Annotated in this window: 21 protein-coding genes; 5 read left to right on the top strand and 16 right to left on the bottom strand. The window is 38.3% G+C overall.

The genetic code is table 11. The annotated features are described in order from the left end of the window. Positions 1-273 precede the first annotated feature (273 nt). The 10 genes from ACVCDT_RS10360 to rpmH form a co-directional block, all read right to left on the bottom strand. Positions 274-1062 carry a DUF4097 family beta strand repeat-containing protein gene (locus ACVCDT_RS10360; protein ID WP_447132703.1) on the bottom strand — a complete coding sequence of 263 codons (789 nt, stop codon included), beginning with the start codon at positions 1060-1062 and terminating at the stop codon, positions 274-276. Between the two features lie 64 nt (positions 1063-1126). Then, positions 1127-1948: an ATP-binding protein gene (locus ACVCDT_RS10355; protein ID WP_447132702.1), complete on the bottom strand. Its 822-nt coding sequence runs from the start codon at positions 1946-1948 to the stop codon at positions 1127-1129. A gap of 23 nt (positions 1949-1971) precedes the next feature. Next, the gene (locus ACVCDT_RS10350; RefSeq protein WP_447132701.1) at positions 1972-2628 is read right to left on the bottom strand and encodes a DnaT-like ssDNA-binding domain-containing protein; all 657 of its coding nucleotides are present in this window, start codon (positions 2626-2628) and stop codon (positions 1972-1974) included. Then, positions 2628-3071: an FMN-binding protein MioC gene (gene mioC / locus ACVCDT_RS10345; protein WP_447132700.1), complete on the bottom strand. Its 444-nt coding sequence runs from the start codon at positions 3069-3071 to the stop codon at positions 2628-2630. The genes ACVCDT_RS10350 and mioC overlap by 1 nt, the downstream gene beginning before the upstream one ends. 59 nt (positions 3072-3130) lie before the next feature. Further along, positions 3131-4513, bottom strand: coding sequence for a tRNA uridine-5-carboxymethylaminomethyl(34) synthesis GTPase MnmE (gene mnmE, locus ACVCDT_RS10340; protein WP_447132699.1), 1383 nt, complete (start codon positions 4511-4513; stop codon positions 3131-3133). A gap of 2 nt (positions 4514-4515) precedes the next feature. Continuing rightward, a complete protein-coding gene (locus ACVCDT_RS10335) occupies positions 4516-4998 on the bottom strand; it encodes a YajQ family cyclic di-GMP-binding protein (protein ID WP_447132698.1) in 483 nt (160 codons plus the stop codon). Positions 4999-5096: 98 nt separating this feature from the next. After that, the gene (gene yidC / locus ACVCDT_RS10330) at positions 5097-6734 is read right to left on the bottom strand and encodes a membrane protein insertase YidC (RefSeq protein ID WP_447132697.1); all 1638 of its coding nucleotides are present in this window, start codon (positions 6732-6734) and stop codon (positions 5097-5099) included. A 125-nt stretch (positions 6735-6859) separates the two neighbouring features. Next, on the bottom strand, positions 6860-7108 hold the full coding sequence (gene yidD, locus ACVCDT_RS10325) for a membrane protein insertion efficiency factor YidD (RefSeq protein WP_447132696.1): 249 nt from the start codon (positions 7106-7108) through the stop codon (positions 6860-6862). Beyond that, positions 7063-7431, bottom strand: coding sequence for a ribonuclease P protein component (rnpA, locus tag ACVCDT_RS10320; protein ID WP_447132695.1), 369 nt, complete (start codon positions 7429-7431; stop codon positions 7063-7065). Before rnpA ends, yidD begins: the two co-directional genes overlap by 46 nt. 9 nt (positions 7432-7440) lie before the next feature. Continuing rightward, positions 7441-7575, bottom strand: coding sequence for a 50S ribosomal protein L34 (gene rpmH / locus ACVCDT_RS10315; protein ID WP_007615483.1), 135 nt, complete (start codon positions 7573-7575; stop codon positions 7441-7443). A 556-nt stretch (positions 7576-8131) separates the two neighbouring features. On the opposite strand from rpmH, the gene dnaA reads away from it, so the two are divergent. From dnaA to gyrB, 4 genes are read left to right on the top strand one after another with little or no spacing between them, the layout of a single operon-like run. Continuing rightward, positions 8132-9541, top strand: a complete 1410-nt coding sequence (dnaA, locus tag ACVCDT_RS10310) for a chromosomal replication initiator protein DnaA (RefSeq protein ID WP_447132694.1) — start codon at positions 8132-8134, stop codon at positions 9539-9541. Positions 9542-9559: 18 nt separating this feature from the next. Then, complete coding sequence (gene dnaN, locus ACVCDT_RS10305) at positions 9560-10663, top strand: DNA polymerase III subunit beta (RefSeq protein ID WP_447132693.1); 1104 nt, start codon at positions 9560-9562, stop codon at positions 10661-10663. 28 nt (positions 10664-10691) lie between these two features. Beyond that, positions 10692-11780 carry a DNA replication/repair protein RecF gene (recF, locus tag ACVCDT_RS10300; protein ID WP_447132692.1) on the top strand — a complete coding sequence of 363 codons (1089 nt, stop codon included), beginning with the start codon at positions 10692-10694 and terminating at the stop codon, positions 11778-11780. Positions 11781-11784: 4 nt separating this feature from the next. Next, positions 11785-14229, top strand: coding sequence for a DNA topoisomerase (ATP-hydrolyzing) subunit B (gene gyrB / locus ACVCDT_RS10295; RefSeq protein WP_447132691.1), 2445 nt, complete (start codon positions 11785-11787; stop codon positions 14227-14229). A gap of 60 nt (positions 14230-14289) precedes the next feature. Here the strand turns inward: gyrB and ACVCDT_RS10290 are convergent, their stop codons facing one another. The 6 genes from ACVCDT_RS10290 to ACVCDT_RS10265 all read right to left on the bottom strand — a co-directional run bounded on the left by ACVCDT_RS10290 (position 14290) and on the right by ACVCDT_RS10265 (position 20042). Then, positions 14290-14733 (bottom strand): early set domain-containing protein, encoded by a 444-nt coding sequence (locus ACVCDT_RS10290; RefSeq protein ID WP_447132690.1) that lies wholly within the window; start codon positions 14731-14733, stop codon positions 14290-14292. A gap of 22 nt (positions 14734-14755) precedes the next feature. Further along, positions 14756-16822 (bottom strand): glycine--tRNA ligase subunit beta, encoded by a 2067-nt coding sequence (gene glyS, locus ACVCDT_RS10285; RefSeq protein ID WP_447132689.1) that lies wholly within the window; start codon positions 16820-16822, stop codon positions 14756-14758. A 3-nt stretch (positions 16823-16825) separates the two neighbouring features. Next, positions 16826-17731 (bottom strand): glycine--tRNA ligase subunit alpha, encoded by a 906-nt coding sequence (gene glyQ, locus ACVCDT_RS10280; protein WP_447132688.1) that lies wholly within the window; start codon positions 17729-17731, stop codon positions 16826-16828. A gap of 221 nt (positions 17732-17952) precedes the next feature. Further along, a complete protein-coding gene (locus ACVCDT_RS10275; protein ID WP_447132687.1) occupies positions 17953-18408 on the bottom strand; it encodes a DUF2489 domain-containing protein in 456 nt (151 codons plus the stop codon). 12 nt (positions 18409-18420) lie between these two features. Further along, the gene (yihI, locus tag ACVCDT_RS10270; RefSeq protein ID WP_447132686.1) at positions 18421-18936 is read right to left on the bottom strand and encodes a Der GTPase-activating protein YihI; all 516 of its coding nucleotides are present in this window, start codon (positions 18934-18936) and stop codon (positions 18421-18423) included. A gap of 482 nt (positions 18937-19418) precedes the next feature. After that, complete coding sequence (locus ACVCDT_RS10265; protein WP_447132685.1) at positions 19419-20042, bottom strand: c-type cytochrome; 624 nt, start codon at positions 20040-20042, stop codon at positions 19419-19421. A gap of 205 nt (positions 20043-20247) precedes the next feature. Here ACVCDT_RS10265 and yihA point away from each other — a divergent pair, with 205 nt between their 5' ends. Next, positions 20248-20841, top strand: a complete 594-nt coding sequence (gene yihA / locus ACVCDT_RS10260) for a ribosome biogenesis GTP-binding protein YihA/YsxC (protein WP_447132684.1) — start codon at positions 20248-20250, stop codon at positions 20839-20841. Positions 20842-20865: the final 24 nt, after the last annotated feature.

Genomic DNA, 20865 nt, shown 5'->3' with positions numbered 1-20865 from the left:
ACTTTTTCCTTATTTAAATCATATATTTATACCTTAGCTAAGGTTGTGAATAATGCTGGATCAAAGGGGTATAAGGTGGGTGTAAACAGGGTAGTTATCCACATTGGCAGTTGGCTATAAAACTGTACAGTGGATATAAAGTAGTTTTACATGGGTTATACATAAAGTTGTGAACATTAAATGATAAGTTTTGATCTAACTGTGTGTAACTTGTGATCAAAAAAAGATCTTTTACAGTTAGATCCTGATTTATAAGGGAAAGATCAGAGTTAGCTAGATTTGTTTGATCTTTATGTTGCCGCCACTGGTTTTTAAAGTCAGGGTTGGCCCGCCACCGTTGATTGACCCTCGAACCGCGCGCTTTTTAGTCTTTCCGACTATTTCAAAGTCTGATTTAACTCTCCCACCACTAGTTGAAGCATCAATATCAATTTTTATATCTGAGCGTAAAAAGGCGGTAATTGAGCCTCCAGAGGTGGTTAGTTTAGCATCGTCTGTGAGTTGTTTATCTAAGGTTGTTTTAATACTTCCACCTGACGTATGGGCATATAAATTACCGCTAATAGTGCGAGTTTTTATGGAGCCGCCAGAAGTATGCAAGCTAACATTACCTGTTACATTGCCGACTTTAATCGAACCGCCCGAGGTTTTGGCTTTAATATCGCCGTTTAAATCGTCTATTGCCAGTGATCCACCAGAGGTATTGAGGTCAAGATGGTAGGAGCTTGGTACTACTAGAGTAAACTTTACTTTTGGGCTTTGCCCCCATCTTTGTTGGCCTTCAAGCTCACCTTTGATATAAAGATTACCATCAGTTAATTCAGGCTGGAATTTAAAACTATTGTTTGATTGATTTTCTATTTCAACTTGCAGATCAATAGTGGCTTGGTCGTGAGTGGCAACAGATATTGAACCTATATCGGTTTGTATATTGAGTTTACCGCCAGGTTTGACTGCAAAGTTTTGGCTATAGGTTTGAGCCAAAGCGCTAGTGGAAAAAAATAACAGTAAATAAAGAAGTACTGCATTTAAGTAGAAAGTAATTTTGAAGGTGTTTTTCATTTGCTTATCCTTAGTAGGTTAACTAAGGATAAGTCGTTAGCTTTAACCTAAAAGTTTAAATGCTTTATTTAACTTGATTAGGCCGGTAACCAGTTGAAGAAACTTGTTGAGGCTCAGGTTGACTAGGGATTATTTCTTTACGTCTGCTAGGGCCAGAAAACTTAACTTTATATGTGTCGTATTCTTTGATGGATTCAAAACAGTAACGACCAAGCGCGTTTTCTAACTCAGCTAAGTTATGGTTAGTGATTAATATACAATTTTTATGGTTAGCTAATCTTTGTCTTAAGATATTGCCTAACCAGCTTTGTGCGTTTTTCTTTAATGCGCTTTCGTTGACGCAAACTTCATCAAGTATTAATAAATCAACATCTAGTAACTCTTGATTAATTTCACGAAACTTTTGACCTACATTGTCTTGAGCATTGTAGTCGTATGAAAAAAAGCGCATTTCCAACAAAGTAGAAAGTTGACGATATAAAACGGATATTTCGTATTGTTCTATTAATTCGTGAGCAATAGCACCAGCAGTATGGGATTTTCCACGGCCGTAGTCGCCATAAAAAATCATCATATGCGAACCACTTCTGCGCCAATTAATATCTTCGTGTGCAGCGATAAAAGATTTAGCTATGCTCACGGCTTCTATCACGTCTTGGCTGTCTTCTACTAAATTAGCAAAGGTCCACTTAGGGTTAAGGTCTGAGCGGCCTTGGATCTCTTGAATGCGTTGTTTTCTACCTTCACGTTGTAATAGTTTTATATCGCGATTGGCCAAGGCTTCGTATTCTGAGCGAAGGTCAGCATAAGGGGTGTAGTTGTCGGGCACATGTTTGCGTCCCATGGCTTTGCCCAATTGTGAAATTCTATCTTTTATACTGTCCAAGGTTTGTGTTTCCGTTGCTTTGACTAAGTTGTTTTTTCTTTATTATATTTAGCCACTAAGTTTTTAGCATTTTCGTCTGCCACAATGCCAGCTTGGGTTTGAACAACTTGCTGACCTACTTTTTGCACTGGTTTAAAGCCATGTGCTAATCGAATTTTCTTTAAATTAAATACAAACTTTTGTGTCCATTGATATTCGCTAAACTGCGATTCTGGTCTGCCTAGCCAATATGCAATGAAATCACCTAATTCACTACTAGTATATTGATATTCAATGATGCCCACTAGTTTTGCTAAATCTTTTAGCAGTTTTTCGTTAGGTTGCCAATCAATATACATAGTATGCCAATTTAAATGTAACTTAGAATAATCATCTATTTTCATTTCAATTAGCGGTAATACTAAGGTTTTACCATTAAAACTATGATTGAGTTCTACCTCTTGCTGAAAATTCACTAAACCAAAATTTAGTAACTCTTTGATTAAACTATTTATTTGCCGACCAAGGGTAAATTTTTCTTCTTTGCTATTCAATAATTGCAATATGGATTTGTAATTAAGTGGGGCAGATATACCAGTATCATGGTTAGTAATGGGTTTTAAGCCTAATAAATAAAGACTTCTTGCATCGTTGCTTATGGGTTGCAAAAGTGCGGCTTGTTCAGCTTTATTTAAATGCATTAGCAATGATTCACTTGGTTAAGGTAGTGAGTTAACCATTCTACCGCTACATCTTCTGGAATTGGGTGGTGTAAAACATCTATATGTAATGGCGGGTTTAATAACGTGGCACCCGCATTAACTAAATATTCTTGCATTTTAATCGAACCCTGACAAAAAGTGTCGTAGCTACTATCTCCTAGGCCTACCACTAAAAACGAGCAGTTTGTTAGATTTTGGTTTTTAAGTTGTTCATATAAGGGTTGAATATTATCAGGTAAGTCTCCCGCGCCGTGGGTAGAAGTGCAAACTAACCAAATTGCTTGATTATCTAAGTCAGCCAATGTTGGAGTTAAGTGAACTTCGGCTTGGTGAGATTGACTATGCAAAACTTCTTGTAATGCATCGGCAACATATTCAGTCGCCCCTAAAACACTTCCGACTATTATTTCAAACTTGGCCATGCATTTCGCTTATGAGTTGATAATGTCATTATTGTACCTTGTGAAAAGGTGAAGTTCGCTTATTTACCAATACAAAAAGATGAAAATATTTTGCTTAACAAATCGTCAGAAGTAAATTCGCCGGTGATTTCATTTAGGTGATGCTGAGTTAAACGTAATTCTTCGGCCAGTAATTCTCCGGCTAAGTGATCTTCTAGTTGCTGTTTACCTAAATATAAATGTTCGGCTGCTTGCTCTATGGCTTCTAAATGCCGGCGCCTCGCAATAAATTGCCCCTCAGAACCCGCATTAAATCCCATGCATTCTTTTAGGTGTTCGGTTAACAATTCGATACCTTGTTGTTGACTAGCTGATAGCGAAATCACCGGATATTGGCCTTGTTCGTCAAAACTTGGAGCTTGTTGAATAAGATCAACTTTGTTGCGAATGACGGTTAATCCAATATGTTTGGGTAGTTGCTGATAAAACTCTGGCCAAATTTTTTGTGGCTGAGTTTCGGTAGATTCAGTGCTATCGAGCATAAATAAAATGCGGTCGGCTTGATTAATTTCTTGCCAGGCTCGCTCTATGCCGATTTTTTCAACTTTATCTGGGCTGTCGCGTAATCCAGCAGTATCGATAATGTGCAAAGGCATGCCGTCTAAATGGATATGTTCTTTTAATACATCTCTGGTGGTACCGGCAATGTCTGTCACTATAGCGGTTTCTTTTCCTGCTAGGGCATTTAATAAACTTGATTTACCTGCATTGGGTTTACCAGCTATCACTACTCGCATGCCTTCGCGTAACAGCGCACCTTGTTTGGTTTGTTGACGTAATTGTTCAAATGCCTGAATGATGTTGTTGAGGTCACCCTGAATTTTTCCGTCACTTAGAAAATCAATTTCTTCATCGGGAAAATCAATGGCGGCTTCTACGTACATGCGTAGATGAATGACTTGCTCTACTAAATGATGTATTTGCTGAGAAAAGGCTCCTTGTAATGATTGTAAGGCGCCTTTAGCTGCTTGTTGTGAACTGGCATCAATTAAATCTGCAATGGCCTCGGCTTGAGCTAAATCTAATTTGTCGTTTAAAAACGCTCGCTCGCTAAATTCACCTGGTCGGGCAATGCGAATATCAGCAATATTTAATACCGCTTGTAACAGCATATCTAATACAACTTGGCCACCATGACCTTGAAGTTCGAGTACATCTTCTCCAGTAAATGAGTTGGGTCCTTGGAAAAACAAAGCTATGCCTTGGTCTAGTACATTGCCCTGATTATCACTAAAATTTAGATACTCTGCTTGTCGAGTTTTAGGCACTTTACCTAAAATTTGTTTGGCAACCTGACTGGCTAATTTACCCGATACACGAATAATACCTACACCACCACGGCCAGGCGCAGTTGCTTGTGCCACTATAGTGTCTTGTTCTGTGGAAAATTCGTGAGCTTGCATGCTTAGTCTCTGAAGTTGGTAAATTGTAAAGGCTGATCTAAGTCGGCTTCTTTAGCTAACTTCATCACTTGTTGAAGATCATCGCGCTTTTTACCCGTGACTCTTACTTGCTCACCTTGAATTTGCGCTTGAACTTTTAATTTTGCATCTTTAATAAGTTTAATCAGTTTTTTGGCCACGGGTTGTTCTATACCTTGTTTAAAGGCTATGGCTTGCTTATAGATTTTACCAATGTGTTGAACGTCTTTTTCTTCAAAGGCCGCAGTATCTACTTTGCGTTTTACACAAGTTCCGCGCAGGATATCGAGCATTTGTTTGAGTTGAAAGTCGTTGTCGGCAGACATAGTAACTATGCTTTCTTTTAATTCAAAACTGGCTTCAACCCCTCTAAAATCAAAACGTGTACTGAGTTCTCTATTGGCATTGTCTACCGCATTACGTACTTCTACTAAATCAATTTCAGAAACGATATCTAAGGATGGCATGTGATTTTCCTCAAAGGTAATTTGATATTTATTGTATGCACAAAAAAGCCCGTTTTATAGCGCAATTAAGCATAAAACGGGCTTTTCGTTAGGTGTAGTTATTTAGTTTGTAGCCCACGTTTTTCCATAGACGCATAAATAAATTTGGCTTGTACTAAGGTTATTAGGTTACTGATTAACCAGTACAACACCAGTCCGGCTGGGAATATGAAGAAAAACAAACTCATGGCTACCGGCATATATTGCATTATTTTTTGCTGCATAGGGTCGGTCATAGTCATGGGCTGTAGTTTTTGTAACAAGTACATGCTGGCACCCGTTAATATTGGCAATACAAAGTATGGGTCTTTGGCACTTAAATCAGTGATCCAAAAGATAAAGTCAGCGTGTCTTAATTCAACACTTTCTAGTAATACCCAATATAAGGCTAAGAAGATCGGCATTTGTAACAATAAAGGAAAGCAGCCACCCATAGGGTTTACTTTATCTTTTTTGTACATTTCCATCATGGCTTGTTGCATTTTTTGGCGATCGTCACCGTAACGCTCTTTTAATGCGTCCATTTTAGGTTTAAGGGTGCGCATTTTTGCCATGGACTCATATTGTTTTTTGGTTAATGGATACATTAAACCTTTAACAATAATAGTGATGATAATGATGGCAAAGCCCCAGTTACCTACTAGCGTATGAATAAATTGCAATAGCCAGAAAAGTGGTTGCGAAATCATCCATAAAAATCCGTAATCTACTGTTAAGTCAAGCCCTCTGGCTAAGTTGGCTAGGGTGTCTTGATCTTTTGGTCCAAGATAAAGGGTACTGGATATTGTGCTTGTTTCACCAGCCGCAACAGTGACCGATTGCCCTGTGTAGCCAATCACGCCATTGGTTTGTTGTAAAATTCGGCTAAATAAGTTGTTGTTTTGATCTTGTGGCGGAACCCAAGCAGAAACAAAATAGTGTTCTATCATGGCCACCCAACCAGCAGGTGTGGCTTCTTTTAGGTTGCTATCAGACATATCTTCAAAAGAATATTTTTGATAACGATCTTCGGCGGTTGAATAAGCACCACCACGATAAACTGGCATAAACATACTGCCTTCTTGTTCAAGCATACTTTGCTTTAACTGGGCAAATTGTTGCAGTTGTTTGGGTTCGCTGGTGTTATTTTTAATTTCGTAGCTTACGTCTATGGCATGACTGTTGCGGGTGAAGGTAAAACGTTTGATTACCTGCATGCCATCTGCAGTTACCAGTTCTAATGGTACTACTAAAGTATCGTTTGTTAGTGTGTAGCTATCTTGGGCTACTTGATATGTTGGACGACCTTTACTGTCGGTTCCATCACGACCAATCAAACCACTTTGAGCAACAAAAAGTTTATCGCCATTTGGTTTTAGTAAGCTGTAGGTATCTGATGAGCCTTGTTCTACTGGAAATTTAACAAGGTTTGCTGAAATAACATCGCCACCTTTAGTATCAATACTTAAGGTTAATGTATCAGTTGTTACTGTAATGACTTTTCCACCAGCAGCTGGAGTCGCTACTAAACTTTGACCTTCAGTAGAAGCTACAGGAATATCTTCAGATCCCGGCATATCTTGGTTAGGTGATGTTTGTTCGCTTGAACTAGCTATAGGCTGAACCGGCTTAGGCCCATAATCTAATTGCCATTGCTGCCATAAAAGAAAGCCGACCATAGCAAGGCCAATTAATAAAAAACTGCGTTGGGATTCCATAAAATACTCTAATTAACTACTTATTTAGGTGTGTGACTTATTCAATGTAAAGCATTAAACCACGGCGATATAAATTCTGTTTTTTACCACAACTAGTTTATATATGGGCTAAAGCCCTTAATACACTACTTGGATTGTTTTTTTGTTGGTAAAGGATCATAACCACCATCATTAAACGGATGGCATTTTAATATGCGTTTGATACTTAGCCAACTCCCTTTTATAAACCCAAACTCAGTTATGGCTTGAATAGCATAACTTGAGCAACTTGGGTGAAACCTGCAGGTTGGGCCTAATAAAGGCGACAACACTATTTTATAAAGTTTAATCAGGCCGATTGGGATTTTTCGCAACGAGTTGCTAATTTTTTCCATAACTTACTCAATAGGGCGTCGAGCTCTTGGTTGGTTAGTTTATCAACACCACTTTTACCTACCACTACTATATCAATATTTGGAAACGAATGCCGTTGTAAGCGAAAACTCTCACGAATGATTCGTTTTATTCTATTTCTTTGAGATGCGTGTTTGACTCGTTTTTTAGATAAAGTAATACCCAAACGAGGAAGGTTTGTATTATTAAATCTGGCTAATAGAGTAAGTTGAGGTGAAACAGATGGAATAGCATTGCTAAAAACATACTCAAAGTGGGTGGGAGTAAGTAGTCTTAGCTCCCGTGAAAAGTGATTTTCACCCACCTTGGATAATTAAGCTGATAAACGAGCACGGCCTTTAGCACGACGATTAGCTATGACCTTACGGCCATTTTTAGTCGCCATACGGGCACGAAAACCGTGTGAACGCTTACGCTTTAAGTTGCTTGGTTGAAAAGTTCTTTTCATGACCTAGTCCCGCTACATAAGGTTAAACAAAATGAACTCACTACATACCTTGACCAATGACTGGCTTTAATAAGCAGGGGGCTCAAAAATGACGCTGAATAATAGTGATCACTTGCGCGCTTGTCAATCGATACTTGTGAGTTATTCGGTTAAATATAGGATTAAATTAAAAGCTAGGCTCAATCACTATTGTGTAAAAAAAAGTCTTATTTGTCAGTGTTATCCACAGTAAGCATTAACCTAGCTTATTTTAACCCTTAAATAAGATGACAAATTGGCATTATTTATGCGTTCATTGTTTGATGTAGTGTTTGCCTGATGCTTATAAAATAACTATAAAAATCAATTTGTTATCTTTTGTTTTAGGTTTTTTTTTATTTATTTCTAATTCTAGGTTGCGTTGTTGTATTGAAAAGCGAGATAATTCACAGCTAGGTTCGAGATAGGCTTTAAATCGGTTGAAATTAACCCAGTTCTCAGTTTTCTCGATTGATGATCCATTTTCTTTTTTACTTCCTTATAGCCTTTGTTTATAAGGGTGGAGTGTTTTTTTTAGATGTCTATTTGGAATCAGTGTCTTGATAGGTTGCAACAAGAATTGCCTTTGCAACAGTTTAGCATGTGGATAAGACCACTTCAGGCTGAACATGGCGATACGCACATGACAGTGTTTGCACCAAATCGTTTTGTATTAGATTGGGTTAGAGATAAATACTTCTCTCAAATCAATAGTTTATTAGAAGAGTTTTGTGGTACTCAAGCGCCACAATTAAGATTTGAAGTAAAGTCAGCCAGTGCTGATCATGCTCGTGGGTTTAATCCAGCGAGTTCTTCATTAGCTGTAAATAACCAAGATAAACCTTCGAGTGTTGAACTAGAGTCTAATAATTCGGCTTCAACTGTATCTCAAGTTCAAACACCTTCAGCGGTACCCAGTTCTGCTCATAAAAGTAATATTAATTTAACTTACAAATTTGATAATTTTGTAGAAGGTAAATCAAATCAACTGGCTCGCGCTGCGTCACAGCAAGTAGCAGATAATCCAGGTGGCGCTTATAACCCGCTGTTTATTTATGGTGGTACAGGATTAGGTAAAACCCACTTATTGCACGCTGTGGGTAATGGCATTATGGATAAAAAGAAGAATGCCACTGTTGTGTACATGCATTCTGAAAGATTTGTGCAAGATATGGTTAAGGCATTACAAAATAACGCGATTGAAGAATTTAAACGTTATTATCGTTCTGTGGATGCGTTACTTATTGATGACATTCAATTTTTTGCCAATAAAGAACGCTCTCAAGAAGAGTTTTTCCATACCTTTAATGCTTTGTTAGAAGGTAATCAGCAAATTATTTTAACCTCTGACCGCTATCCAAAAGAAATAGATGGGGTAGAAGACAGATTAAAATCTCGCTTTGGTTGGGGCTTAACTATAGCCATTGAGCCGCCAGAGCTTGAAACGCGCGTAGCGATTTTGATGCGTAAAGCAGTAGAAAATAAGATATTTTTACCAGATGAAGTGGCCTTTTTTATCGCCAAGCGTTTACGCTCTAATGTTCGTGAATTAGAAGGTGCGCTGAATAGGGTAATTGCTAATGCTAACTTTACCGGTAGACCCATTACTATTGATTTTGTGCGCGAAGCTTTAAGAGATTTATTAGCCCTACAAGAAAAGTTAGTCACTATTGATAACATTCAAAAAACCGTGGCTGAATACTATAAAATAAAGATGGCCGATATCTTGTCTAAAAGGCGCAGCCGTAGTGTTGCACGTCCAAGACAAATGGCCATGGCATTAGCCAAAGAATTAACCAATCACAGTTTGCCAGAAATAGGTGATGCATTTGGTGGGCGAGATCACACTACTGTATTACACGCCTGTCGAAAAATAGTACAGCTAAGGGAAGAAAGTCATGATATAAAAGAAGACTATCAGAACTTAATTCGAACACTATCTTCATAAAAATTCACGAGTAAAAAGATGAAATTTAGCATAAGTAGGGAAAACTTCTTACAACCACTTCAACTAGTATCAGGCGCGGTAGAGCGTCGTCATACATTACCGATATTGTCTAATGTACTGATTAAAGTTAGTGATAACTCACTATGGCTAACAGGTACTGATCTAGAAGTAGAGTTGATTTCTAATGTGACATTAAGTGGTGATTTTGTTGAAGGTGAAATTACAGTTCCAGCAAAAAAACTACTAGATATTGTACGTGGTTTAAATGACGGCAGTAATATTGAATTTAGTGTAGATGCGAATAAGGCCTTACTGCGTTCAGGGCGCAGTAAATATAGTCTGTCGACTTTATCAGCAGAAGATTACCCTAATCTTGAAGATTGGCAGGGTGAATTAGAATTTGAGATCCAACAATCAGATCTTAAACGTTTGATAGATAGCACGCATTTTTGTATGGCCCAACAAGACGTACGGTATTATTTAAATGGTATGTCTTTAGAAACAGAAGATAATCTCATTCGAACTGTTGCTACAGATGGACACAGATTAGCTTTATGTAGAATGAATTACGAAGGCGCAACTTTAGCCAATAGACAGGTTATTATTCCACGTAAAGGTGTGTTAGAAATTATTCGCTTAATTGAAGATAACGATAAGTTAGTTAAAGTGCAGGTTGGTTCTAATCACATACGTATTTTTTCAACTGATTTTATTTTTACCAGTAAATTAGTAGACGGAAGATTTCCAGACTACAGACGTGTTTTACCTAAAGATGGTGATAAGAAAATTGAGTCGAGCAAAGATGTGCTTAAGCATGCTTTTTCTCGCGCCTCTATTTTATCTAATGAAAAGTTTAGAGGGGTAAGGTTAAATCTTTCCAATGCTGAGCTGAAAATTACCGCAAATAATCCTGAGCAAGAAGAAGCTGAGGAAATTGTTGATGTTGATTATCAGGGCGACAGTTTAGAAATTGGTTTTAATGTAGCTTACCTTATCGATGTAATGAATGGTCTAAACTGTGAAGATGTTCGTATCACCCTTGCTGATTCAAATAGTAGTGCGCTTATAGAAGATGCAAAAGATGATTCAGCTTTGTATGTCATTATGCCAATGAGACTTTAATTAGTCTTAATAAGAAGTTAAGTCAAATATGAAACTGGACCAAGTCCAGATTAAGCAATTTAGAAATATTGAACATCTGTCGTTTTTTCCACATAGTAATTTAAATATTTTTTTTGGTGAAAACGGCAGTGGTAAGTCTTCTATTTTAGAAGCGTTACATTATTTAGGATTTGCTCGGTCATTTCGCACGTTAAAGCACAAAAACGTAATTCAGCGTGATAAGAACGAGTTTACTGTTTTTTGTCATGCCACCACTAATGATAAGGTTGTTAAAAAGCTAGGTATTAGTCGCTCTATTTCTGATACTTGCATGGTGAATGTAGACGGCACAAAATCAAAGAGGGCGACAGATTTAGTTAGTCATTTGCCCATTCAAATTTTTACCCCACAGAGTTCGGACTTGCTGTTAGGTGCACCTAAGTTAAGAAGACGCTACTTAGATTGGTTGTTGTTTCACGTGGAACAGTCTTTTAATTTAGACTTTCAAGTTTATGCAAAAAGCCTTAAACAGATAAATGCACTGTATAAAACCAAACCATCAGAGCAGGCGCTAGGATATTGGTATGAGCAGTTAAACCAAAAAGGCACTAGTATATGTGCCTTTAGAGAAAATATCTTAAAAGACAGCCTTATAGGGCTAATTAAAGCGAATTTAAACGAATTTTTACCTGAGTTTTCCTTCGAAATTACGTATTATAGGGGATGGGAAAAAGACTTTGAATTAGCTGAGTCGATTTTAAAAAATAGTCAAAAAGATAGAAAAAATGGATTCTTAAGTGTAGGGCCACATAAGGCTGAACTCCGAATAAAAACTCAAGGCATTAATGCGCATGAGGTTTTATCACGAGGTCAACTAAGAATGTTAGTAGCAGCAATGCAATTAGCTCAAACACAATATTTCCATGCTCGAACTTCTAAGTCGTCAATTTTTTTATTAGACGATGTTGGAGCTGAATTAGATGAAGATAAAAGAAAGGTGTTTATTTCAAAGTTAAACACTGCTGATACTCAATTGTTTGTCACCGCTATAGATGAAAAACAGCTGGGTTTTTTGGCTAACAATAACGATAAAAAAGTGTTTCACGTGGAACATGGCCAGGTGAGAGAGGAGATTTAATTAAATGGCAGAAGAAAATGTTTATGACTCGTCGAGTATTAAAGTACTAAAAGGACTTGATGCCGTTAGAAAAAGGCCAGGAATGTATATTGGTGATACCGATGATGGTTCGGGTCTACACCATATGGTTTTTGAAATTCTAGATAACTCGATCGATGAAGCGCTTGCAGGACACTGTAGCGACATTGTGGTTAAAATCCATTTAGATGGCTCTGTTTCTGTAAAGGATAACGGACGTGGAATACCTACAGCTATTCACCCAGAAGAAGGGGTGTCGGCAGCAGAAGTAATTATGACTGTTCTACATGCCGGTGGTAAATTCGGTGGAGAAGACTCTGGTTATAAAGTTTCTGGTGGTTTGCACGGTGTTGGTGTTTCTGTTGTAAACGCCCTAAGTGATAAGCTTATTTTAACGGTTAGACGTGAAGGCAAGGTGCATGAGCAAGAATATCATTTAGGTGTACCTAAAGCGCCACTCGCAGTAGTGGGTGATTCTACTGAGTCTGGAACAGAAGTAAGATTCTGGCCAAGCAGCACAATATTCTCTGACATTACTTTCCATTTTGATATTCTGGTTAAACGTATTCGAGAACTTTCTTTCTTGAACTCTGGTGTTTCTATTCGCATTATGGATGAGCGCGAAGAAGACAAGCAAGAGCACTTTTTCTTTGAAGGTGGTATTAAAGCCTTTGTTGATTATTTAAATCTAAATAAAACCCCAGTAAATGAAGAAATCTTTTACTTCTCCCTTGAGAAAGATGACGGCATTATTGTTGAAGTGGCCATGCAATGGAATGACTCTTACAAAGAGCAAATATTGTGTTTTACCAACAATATTCCTCAGCGCGATGGTGGTACCCATTTAAGTGGATTTAGAGGGGCACTTACCCGAACTCTAAATAATTACATGTCGTCTGAAGGTTTAAATAAAGGCAAAGGTAAAAATGCCGTTGATGTATCAGCTAGTGGTGATGATGCACGTGAAGGTTTAACTGCGGTAATTTCTGTGAAAGTACCTGACCCTAAATTCTCTTCTCAAACCAAAGATAAACTTGTTTCATCTGAAGTTAAGTCTGCGGTTGAACAGGCTATGGGTGAAAAATTAGCAGAATACCTAATTGAAAACCCAGCTGTAGCTAAAAACATCATAATGAAAATTGTTGATGCAGCCCGTGCGCGTGAAGCTGCTCGTAAAGCTAGAGAAATGACCCGCCGTAAAGGTGCATTAGATATTGCTGGTTTGCCTGGTAAATTGGCTGATTGCCAAGAGAAAGATCCAGCGCTTTCTGAACTATATATAGTGGAAGGGGACTCTGCTGGCGGATCAGCCAAGCAGGGAAGAAACCGTAAGAACCAAGCCATCTTGCCACTTAAAGGTAAAATTTTAAATGTTGAGAAAGCCCGTTTTGATAAAATGCTTTCTTCTCAAGAAGTGGCAACCCTAATAACTGCATTAGGTTGTGGTATTGGCCGTGACGAATACGACCCAGAAAAATTGCGCTACCATAGAATCATCATCATGACCGATGCTGATGTTGATGGATCGCACATTCGTACTCTGTTGCTGACCTTTTTCTACAGACAAATGCCTGAAGTTATTGAGCGTGGTTTTATCTATATTGCTCAACCACCTTTATATAAAACCAAAAAAGGTAAAACTGAGCAGTACTTAAAAGATGATGATTCGTTAATTAAGTATTTAACTTCAATTGCCTTAGATAACGCTTCTTTACATGTAAATGCAGATGCACCTGGAATCTCAGGTGTAGCTTTAGAAAGCTTAGTTAAACAATATCAAACTACTGTATCTATGATTGGGCGCATTAGTCGATTGATGCCTGAGGTTATTCTTAACAAACTTGTTTATAGCAATACCTTAGATGTAGCTGACGTAAATGACCAAGCAAAATTGGAAAGTTTTGCCCAAGAATTTACTCAAGGTTTAACTGCCGATGAAATTAGTGGTGCTACTTATTCCTACGAAATACGTCACAATTCTGAACGTAATAATTGGTATGTGACTATTATTATTAGACTGCATGGTATTGATACTGAATATAGTATTGATAAAGAATTTATCGATTCAAATGAATACAAGCGCATAAAAGAACTAAACCAAGCTATTAATGGTTTAATTGAAGAAGGCGGTTATGTTCAACGTAATGATAAAACTAAGCCTGTTAGTTCCTTTGCTGAAGCGCTTGACTGGTTAATGGCTGAGTCTAAACGTGGTCAATACATACAACGCTATAAAGGACTAGGTGAAATGAATCCAGGCCAGTTGTGGGAAACCACCATGGATCCTTCAACCAGACGTATGCTACAAGTTACCATTGAAGACGCCATAGGTGCTGATCAACTATTTACTACTTTAATGGGAGATCATGTAGAGCCAAGACGAGCCTTTATTGAAGAAAATGCCCTTAAAGTGGCTAACTTAGATGTATAGGTTTTAGTAACCATAAAAAAGGCCGCTAACTTAGCGGCCTTTTTATTTAGTTCTTAAAAATCAATCAGTTAGACGTTTAACTAAAACTTTAGGTGAACCAAAACCATTGAAGTCTATACTAAACTCAAAAGTACCAGACTCTTGAGGAGTAAAACGAAAGTTTTGATCGACAGTATCGCAGTCTGCACTGACCAAGTCGTCTTCAGTGACTATTCTTGAGGAGTTATTGGCATAACCGCAATTCATACCTGGTGTCCAGTTTTCATCAGCAAACTTAAAATCATAAGGCTGACCATCAGCAATTAAAGCAATTTGTGTTGCATAAAGTTGTGACGACACTTCTACTAGTTTGTATTTTTCGTCTGCTTCCCACCAAGTGAATACGCCACGTAGATACAAACCATCATAATCTTGTTCACTAATTAGATTGTCTATAACATTTGATGCACAACCACTTAGTAGGCTAACAACAAAAACCAAGGGTAGGGTTAATCGAGTTTTCATCTATTTCACACACTCACAGTTATTAACTTAACACCGATATATCAGCACAACATAAAAACAAAGTGCGCAATCTTGATAACAAGCTAAGTCGATTTTGCTTAATGCTTTCATCGTCCACTATAACCATTACGTTTTCAAAAAAGTCATCTATTGGCTGCTTTAATTCAGCTAAAATTTGCAAGGCTTGAGTGTAATCAGATTCGTTCAATACAGGCGCTAAACGCTCTTCTATAGCTTCTAATCGACTTGCTAGGGCAATTTCAGCTGGCTCACTAAATAGGCTGCTATTTAGTGGTGTGGCCGCTGTTACTTTATTCTTAGCCAGAATGTTAGCTACACGTTTATTGGCTGCTGCTAAAGGCTCTGCTGCATCTAAACTACTAAAAGACTTAACCGCTTCAACTCGTGCTGCAAAATCTGCTGGTCGAGTAGGGCGATTAATAGCCACAGCTTGTACCACTTCTGCAGATACGCCTTGTTCAGCGTACCAAGCTTTAAAGCGGGCTAAAATAAAGTCCACTACTTTAGCTTGTAAACCGTCGTTTTTAATTTTGTCGTCAAATGTTGTAATAGAAGCTTGAACTAACAAGTTTAGATCTAAAGGCAAGCCTTTCTCAACTATAATGCGCAACAAACCTATGGCAGCTCGTCTAAGGGCAAATGGGTCTTTATCGCCTTTTGGAATTTGTCCAATACCAAAAATACCGACTAGAGTGTCAATTTTGTCAGCTAGGGCAACACAAATACTGACTTCATTTGAGGGTAATTGATCACCGGCAAAGCGCGGCATATATTTTTCATTTTGCGCCAGGGCGACAGATTCGGCTTCGCCATCTATTCGAGCGTAATGCATGCCCATTACACCTTGCACATCTGGAAATTCCATCACCATATTTGTCATTAGGTCAGTTTTACATAACAAACCTGCTCTATGCGCGGCTACTTGATCGGCATCGAGCATCTTTGCAATTTGCTCTGCAACCTTGGCAATACGTTGTGATTTTTCAAACACTGTACCTAATTGCTTTTGGAACAAAATGGTTTTCAGGCTTTCTAATCGTGATTCAAGGGTATGTTTTTTATCTGCGTTAAAGAAAAACTCTGCATCAGCTAGGCGAGGGCGGATAACTTTTTCGTTTCCACTAATGATAGTAGCCGGATCTTTACTTTCGATATTAGTGATAAAGATAAAACGTGATTTAAGTTGGCCGTCCTGATCTAATAAAGGAATATACTTTTGGTCATCCTTCATAGTGTAAATAAGGGCTTCTTTTGGAACAGCTAAAAATGCATCATCAAAATTTGCAATTAAAGCCTGTGGCCATTCTACTAGAGATGCGACTTCATCTAATAACTCTTCAGTTAAATCTGCAGTAGCTGATTCAGACTCAGCTGCTTGGTTTACTTGCTGCTGAATTAGCGCTTTACGTTTGCTATGGTCGGCTATGACATAAGCTTGCTCTAGAGTGGCTAAATACGCATCAGCAGAAGCTAATTCTATGGCTTTATCTGTATGAAACCTGTGACCTCTAATCAATCTTGCAGACTCAACCCCTAATACTTTACCGGTAATTAAGTCGGTGCCATACAATATAGTCACTGTATGTATAGGACGGATAAACTGAGTGGTTTTGGCACCCCAACGCATAGGTTTAGGAATAGGCAGAGATTTTAACGCTTGCTCTACTAAACCAGCCATTAATTGCTTAATGGCCTGGCCTTTTACTTGAGCTTTGTATAATAACCATTCGCCTTTATCAGTGACTAAGCGCTCGGCTTGACTCACTTCTATGCCATTAGACTTAGCCCAACCTTGAGCAGCCTTTGTTGGATTGCCATCTTGATCAAACGCGGCTGTTACCGCCGGTCCGCGTTTTTCAACGTCTTTATCGGCTTGAAATTCGGCTAAGCCTTCAACTAAAACTGCTAATCGACGTGGCGATGCATACCAATTAACTTGTTTAAAGGCCAAGTCATTGTCTTTAAAGCCAGCTTCAATGTTCTCTTTAAAAGCAACGGCTAACTTGGCAAGGGATTTAGGAGGTAACTCTTCGGTTCCAATTTCTATTAATAAATTATCCTGACGCATGGCCTACTGCTCCTTTTTACATAATGGAAAGCCTAGAGACTCCCGTGCATCGTAATACGCTTGCGCACAGGCCTTAGAAAGTGTCCTAACTCGCAATATATATCTTTGACGTTCAGTCACAGAAATTGCGTGTCTAGCATCTAACAGATTAAATGCATGGGATGCTTTCATCACTTGCTCGTATGCGGGTAGCGGTAAATTGGCTTCAATCAACTTTTTACTATCTGTTTCGCATTGATCAAAAGTCGCAAACAACGCTTCAACATCAGCATGTTCAAAATTATAGGCAGATTGCTCTACCTCGTTTTGATGGAAAACATCACCGTAAGTGACTTTACCCATAGGTCCATCTGTCCAAACCAAATCATAAATGCTATCTACACCTTGAATGTACATAGCAAGGCGTTCTAGGCCGTAGGTGATTTCTCCGGTAACAGGTGTACATTCAAGCCCACCTACTTGCTGGAAATAGGTAAACTGTGTGACTTCCATACCATTAAGCCAAACTTCCCAACCTAAACCCCAGGCGCCTAAAGTAGGAGACTCCCAGTTGTCTTCTACAAAGCGAATATCATGCACTAAGGGGTCAAATCCAAGTTCTTTTAAAGAGCCTAAAAACAATTCTTGGATATTGTCTGGAGAGGGTTTCAGCATGACCTGAAACTGATAATAATGCTGCAAGCGATTTGGGTTTTCGCCATAACGACCATCAGTTGGTCGTCTGCAAGGCTGTACATAGGCACTACTAATAGGCTCTGGACCAATAGAGCGCAAAAACGTCATGGGGTGAAAAGTACCAGCACCTACTTCTAAATCTAGTGGTTGAATAATAACGCAACCTTGACGCGCCCAATAATCTTGAAGCGCAAAAATGAGACCTTGAAATGTCTTACAATCAAAATTCTGCATATGCTTTAGCATTTCCTCTTTCAGGCTAGACCTTGCCTATTGTTTAATATCATCAAAAAATGTCAGCTAGTATACCTGTAGTCTCACTTGCAATGTAGGGCTACAGGTGATTTAAACGCCATTTTAATGCCTGTACTAAGACTATCTGAGCATTTGTATAAAGTGACAGGGGAGAATAAGTTAAAATTACCAGCTTTTAAAATGCGCAACTAACAGCTGGATTAAACTAATGCCTGTATATCAAAAGATTTTAAGCGCTGCATGTCTGCTAAAATTTGCGTTTCTAGTTCAGCTTCTAAGGCTTCTCTGTGCAAATCTTGTTTAAACCTTTCTGCTTTAGTCTGCTGTTTTCTAGCTTCATGGGTTGGGAGAGATTTAACTTCTTGGTATAACTGATACACCCCTTTAAATTGCAGGGAAAAATCGGGTTTATTAATGACGGGTAAACTTTCTAAAAGGTGAAATATTCTAATGCAGCCTTCAGATAAGTTACATTGTTGTTGATCAACTGCACTAGCTATGGTTTGAATACTTTCAGTAATATTGGCAATTCTTTTTTGCGTCTTTAGGGCTCTTAAGCGGTTTTGGTTTCTTAGCTTAAATAATAAGGAGCCTGCATAAAACGACAGTGCGGCAATAATCAATATTGCCGCAAGTAAAAGTAAAGTTTTTATCATGTTACTAGTTAATTAATCTTTAAAATCGTTAATATCAAGGGCGTCTAACTCTGAAAATAAATCGTCTGATTGTGCTTTTGACTCAGAGCTTTCTTCAGGATCATCACTTATCCCTAACAAATCGCACAACTCTTTGTGTCTAGCTAATTTCTGCTCAACATATTTTTGTTCATCTCTGGATACTGTTTTGCCAATATCAAGCATGTCTAAAAGTTGCGCCAAACGTTGATCTTTTTCTATGGCGGCCAATTCTTGTTTAGGCGAAAAGTATTGTTTGGGCGCTTTATTGGTTTTTTTATCTACTGTATCGGCTTTGATTAGGTCTACAGGTTTCTTACTTCCGTGCCTTGGATCTTTGTTTACTTTTTGAGTGTCAGTTTTAGCAGTTGTTAAGGCTTCGCTATTACGACTACCAGCTGGTTTACCTAGTGGTTTTTTAACGCGTTTTTCTGTTGGTTTACGTTTATTTGAGGAGCTTTTGACTACGCCTATTTTACCAACTTTTCGAGATTTCTTTTGCCTGGGCATAAATCACCTATGGAGTGCTTAATAATTGGCGTGATTCTACCTTAGTTTTACCTATACAGGGGGATAACAGTGAATTTTAGACAGAAAAAAAGCGATAATAATATCGCTTTTTCGTAGATCAGAGTGTCTGTGACACTTCTCCCAATTTTTTGTTCGTCCTAAACAATGGTCTTCCGTATATCTTCACTTATTCTTATTTTTTACGAAGACTTTTTTTATTATTTTTGATCGTCCTGATACTTTATTAATCGTCCGTAGCTTTCCCAAGAAGCTTTAAAAGGAAAATAACCCTAGGGTTAAGTTCTTCTTCCCTGACAAGCGGCTGCTTGCGCTTCCCTTTTGTTTTTATTTGCACGAGAGAATACAGCAAAAAAATAAATTTACAACTTATTTACAATTGAAAATTTAAAAATAACATTAAACTGCTCATTTTTTAAACAGTTGAACTGATTGATTTTCAGTTAGGGTTAGTAAATTAACCCTTAGTGAAGCCCAGCAACATAGCTAGAGATTGCTTCAATATCTTCGTCAGTCATTCTTTTGGCAATATCAGCCATCATGCCATTAATAGAGTTTGCTCTGTCACCCGAACGAAACGCTTTAAGTTGGCTGGCAATATATTCTGCGTGTTGCCCGCTAATATCTGGGAATCCAGACAAGCTAGTGCCGTTACCTTTGGGGCCATGACAAGCGATACAAGCTGTTATTCCACGCTCTAAATCACCGCCAGTGTAGAGCTTTGTGCCTAGCGCAATAAATTCTTCAGAAGCAGCGCCTTCAGTAGGGGTTTGAGCTGCAAAGTATGCCGCAAGATCTTGAATGTCTTGCTCGCTAAGTGCTGCGGCCATGCCATTCATCACTGCGTTGTTTCTACCTTCTTTGCCACCTGTTTGGCTGGCTAACTTAAACTCATTTAATTGTTTAACAAGATAATTAGCGTGTTGTCCCGCCAATTTGGGATTCATCGCAATGGCACTGTTACCATCTGCACCATGACATGCGGCACAAGTAACAGATTTAGCTTTACCTTGTTCAACATCACCTTGCGCTAACGCTGTAGCGTTGGCACCAAAAAACAAACAAATTAGCAGACCTATATTTTTCATCATTATCTCATTAAGCAATTGATTAGTTGGCTATTCTTTGACTATTAATTCAGTATTTTACACAAATACGCGAACAGTAAAATAAATTCATTAGATAACTTGTATTTTTATCCAAAATTAAACTCATTTTAGAACACTTAAAGCCTGATATAATGGCTTCTATAGTCAATTTAAATTTTATTATGTTAATAGCATTGGAGCTAATGTGAGCCATTATAGTCAAGTAAAATTCAGCATTAGTGCTCCCGACATTACCCATTTAGGCCCAGATGAAGGAATCGAAATTGCTTTTGCTGGACGTTCTAATGCGGGCAAGTCGAGTGCATTAAATAAGTTAACTAGGCAAAAAAGCCTTGCTAGAACCAGTAAAACACCGGGTAGAACTCAACTTATTAATGTTTTTCAATTAGATGAAAGCCGCAGATTGGTGGATTTACCTGGATATGGATTTGCTCAAGTGCCGTTGGCCATTAAACAAAAATGGCAAAAGTCTTTGGGAGAATATCTGCAAAAACGCGAAAGTATTAAAGGCTTAGTAGTATTAATGGACATTCGCCATCCGTTCAAAGACTTAGATCAAGAGCTTATTCACTGGGCTGTTGCTGCAGATTTACCTGTACTTGCGCTGTTAACTAAGGCTGATAAATTAAAGTCGGGCAAACGTAAGAGTCAATTGTTGATGGCAAGGGAAGCGGCAATGGCATTTTGTGGAGACGTAACAGTTGAAGCATTTTCATCGTTAAATGGCATTGGCTTAGATAAACTTCAGCTAAAACTTGATCAGTGGTTTGGCTTGTAAACGCGTTAATTTAGATAAAAAAAA

The organism is Paraglaciecola aestuariivivens (assembly GCF_052983255.1).
Note: the sequence above shows the minus strand (reverse complement) of the source record. Positions and strands in the feature narration are given on the sequence as shown.

Excerpts from the sequence above, each read along its gene's own strand:
- ACVCDT_RS10360 (WP_447132703.1), bottom strand. The coding sequence starts at position 1,062 with ATGAAAAACACCTTCAAAATTACTTTCTACTTAAATGCAGTACTTCTT.
- ACVCDT_RS10350 (WP_447132701.1), bottom strand. The coding sequence starts at position 2,628 with ATGCATTTAAATAAAGCTGAACAAGCCGCACTTTTGCAACCCATAAGC.
- mioC (WP_447132700.1), bottom strand. The coding sequence starts at position 3,071 with ATGGCCAAGTTTGAAATAATAGTCGGAAGTGTTTTAGGGGCGACTGAA.
- mnmE (WP_447132699.1), bottom strand. The coding sequence starts at position 4,513 with ATGCAAGCTCACGAATTTTCCACAGAACAAGACACTATAGTGGCACAA.
- ACVCDT_RS10335 (WP_447132698.1), bottom strand. The coding sequence starts at position 4,998 with ATGCCATCCTTAGATATCGTTTCTGAAATTGATTTAGTAGAAGTACGT.
- yidC (WP_447132697.1), bottom strand. The coding sequence starts at position 6,734 with ATGGAATCCCAACGCAGTTTTTTATTAATTGGCCTTGCTATGGTCGGC.
- yidD (WP_447132696.1), bottom strand. The coding sequence starts at position 7,108 with ATGGAAAAAATTAGCAACTCGTTGCGAAAAATCCCAATCGGCCTGATT.
- rpmH (WP_007615483.1), bottom strand. The coding sequence starts at position 7,575 with ATGAAAAGAACTTTTCAACCAAGCAACTTAAAGCGTAAGCGTTCACAC.
- dnaA (WP_447132694.1), top strand. The coding sequence starts at position 8,132 with ATGTCTATTTGGAATCAGTGTCTTGATAGGTTGCAACAAGAATTGCCT.
- dnaN (WP_447132693.1), top strand. The coding sequence starts at position 9,560 with ATGAAATTTAGCATAAGTAGGGAAAACTTCTTACAACCACTTCAACTA.
- recF (WP_447132692.1), top strand. The coding sequence starts at position 10,692 with ATGAAACTGGACCAAGTCCAGATTAAGCAATTTAGAAATATTGAACAT.
- gyrB (WP_447132691.1), top strand. The coding sequence starts at position 11,785 with ATGGCAGAAGAAAATGTTTATGACTCGTCGAGTATTAAAGTACTAAAA.
- ACVCDT_RS10290 (WP_447132690.1), bottom strand. The coding sequence starts at position 14,733 with ATGAAAACTCGATTAACCCTACCCTTGGTTTTTGTTGTTAGCCTACTA.
- glyS (WP_447132689.1), bottom strand. The coding sequence starts at position 16,822 with ATGCGTCAGGATAATTTATTAATAGAAATTGGAACCGAAGAGTTACCT.
- glyQ (WP_447132688.1), bottom strand. The coding sequence starts at position 17,731 with ATGCAGAATTTTGATTGTAAGACATTTCAAGGTCTCATTTTTGCGCTT.
- ACVCDT_RS10275 (WP_447132687.1), bottom strand. The coding sequence starts at position 18,408 with ATGATAAAAACTTTACTTTTACTTGCGGCAATATTGATTATTGCCGCA.
- yihI (WP_447132686.1), bottom strand. The coding sequence starts at position 18,936 with ATGCCCAGGCAAAAGAAATCTCGAAAAGTTGGTAAAATAGGCGTAGTC.
- ACVCDT_RS10265 (WP_447132685.1), bottom strand. The coding sequence starts at position 20,042 with ATGAAAAATATAGGTCTGCTAATTTGTTTGTTTTTTGGTGCCAACGCT.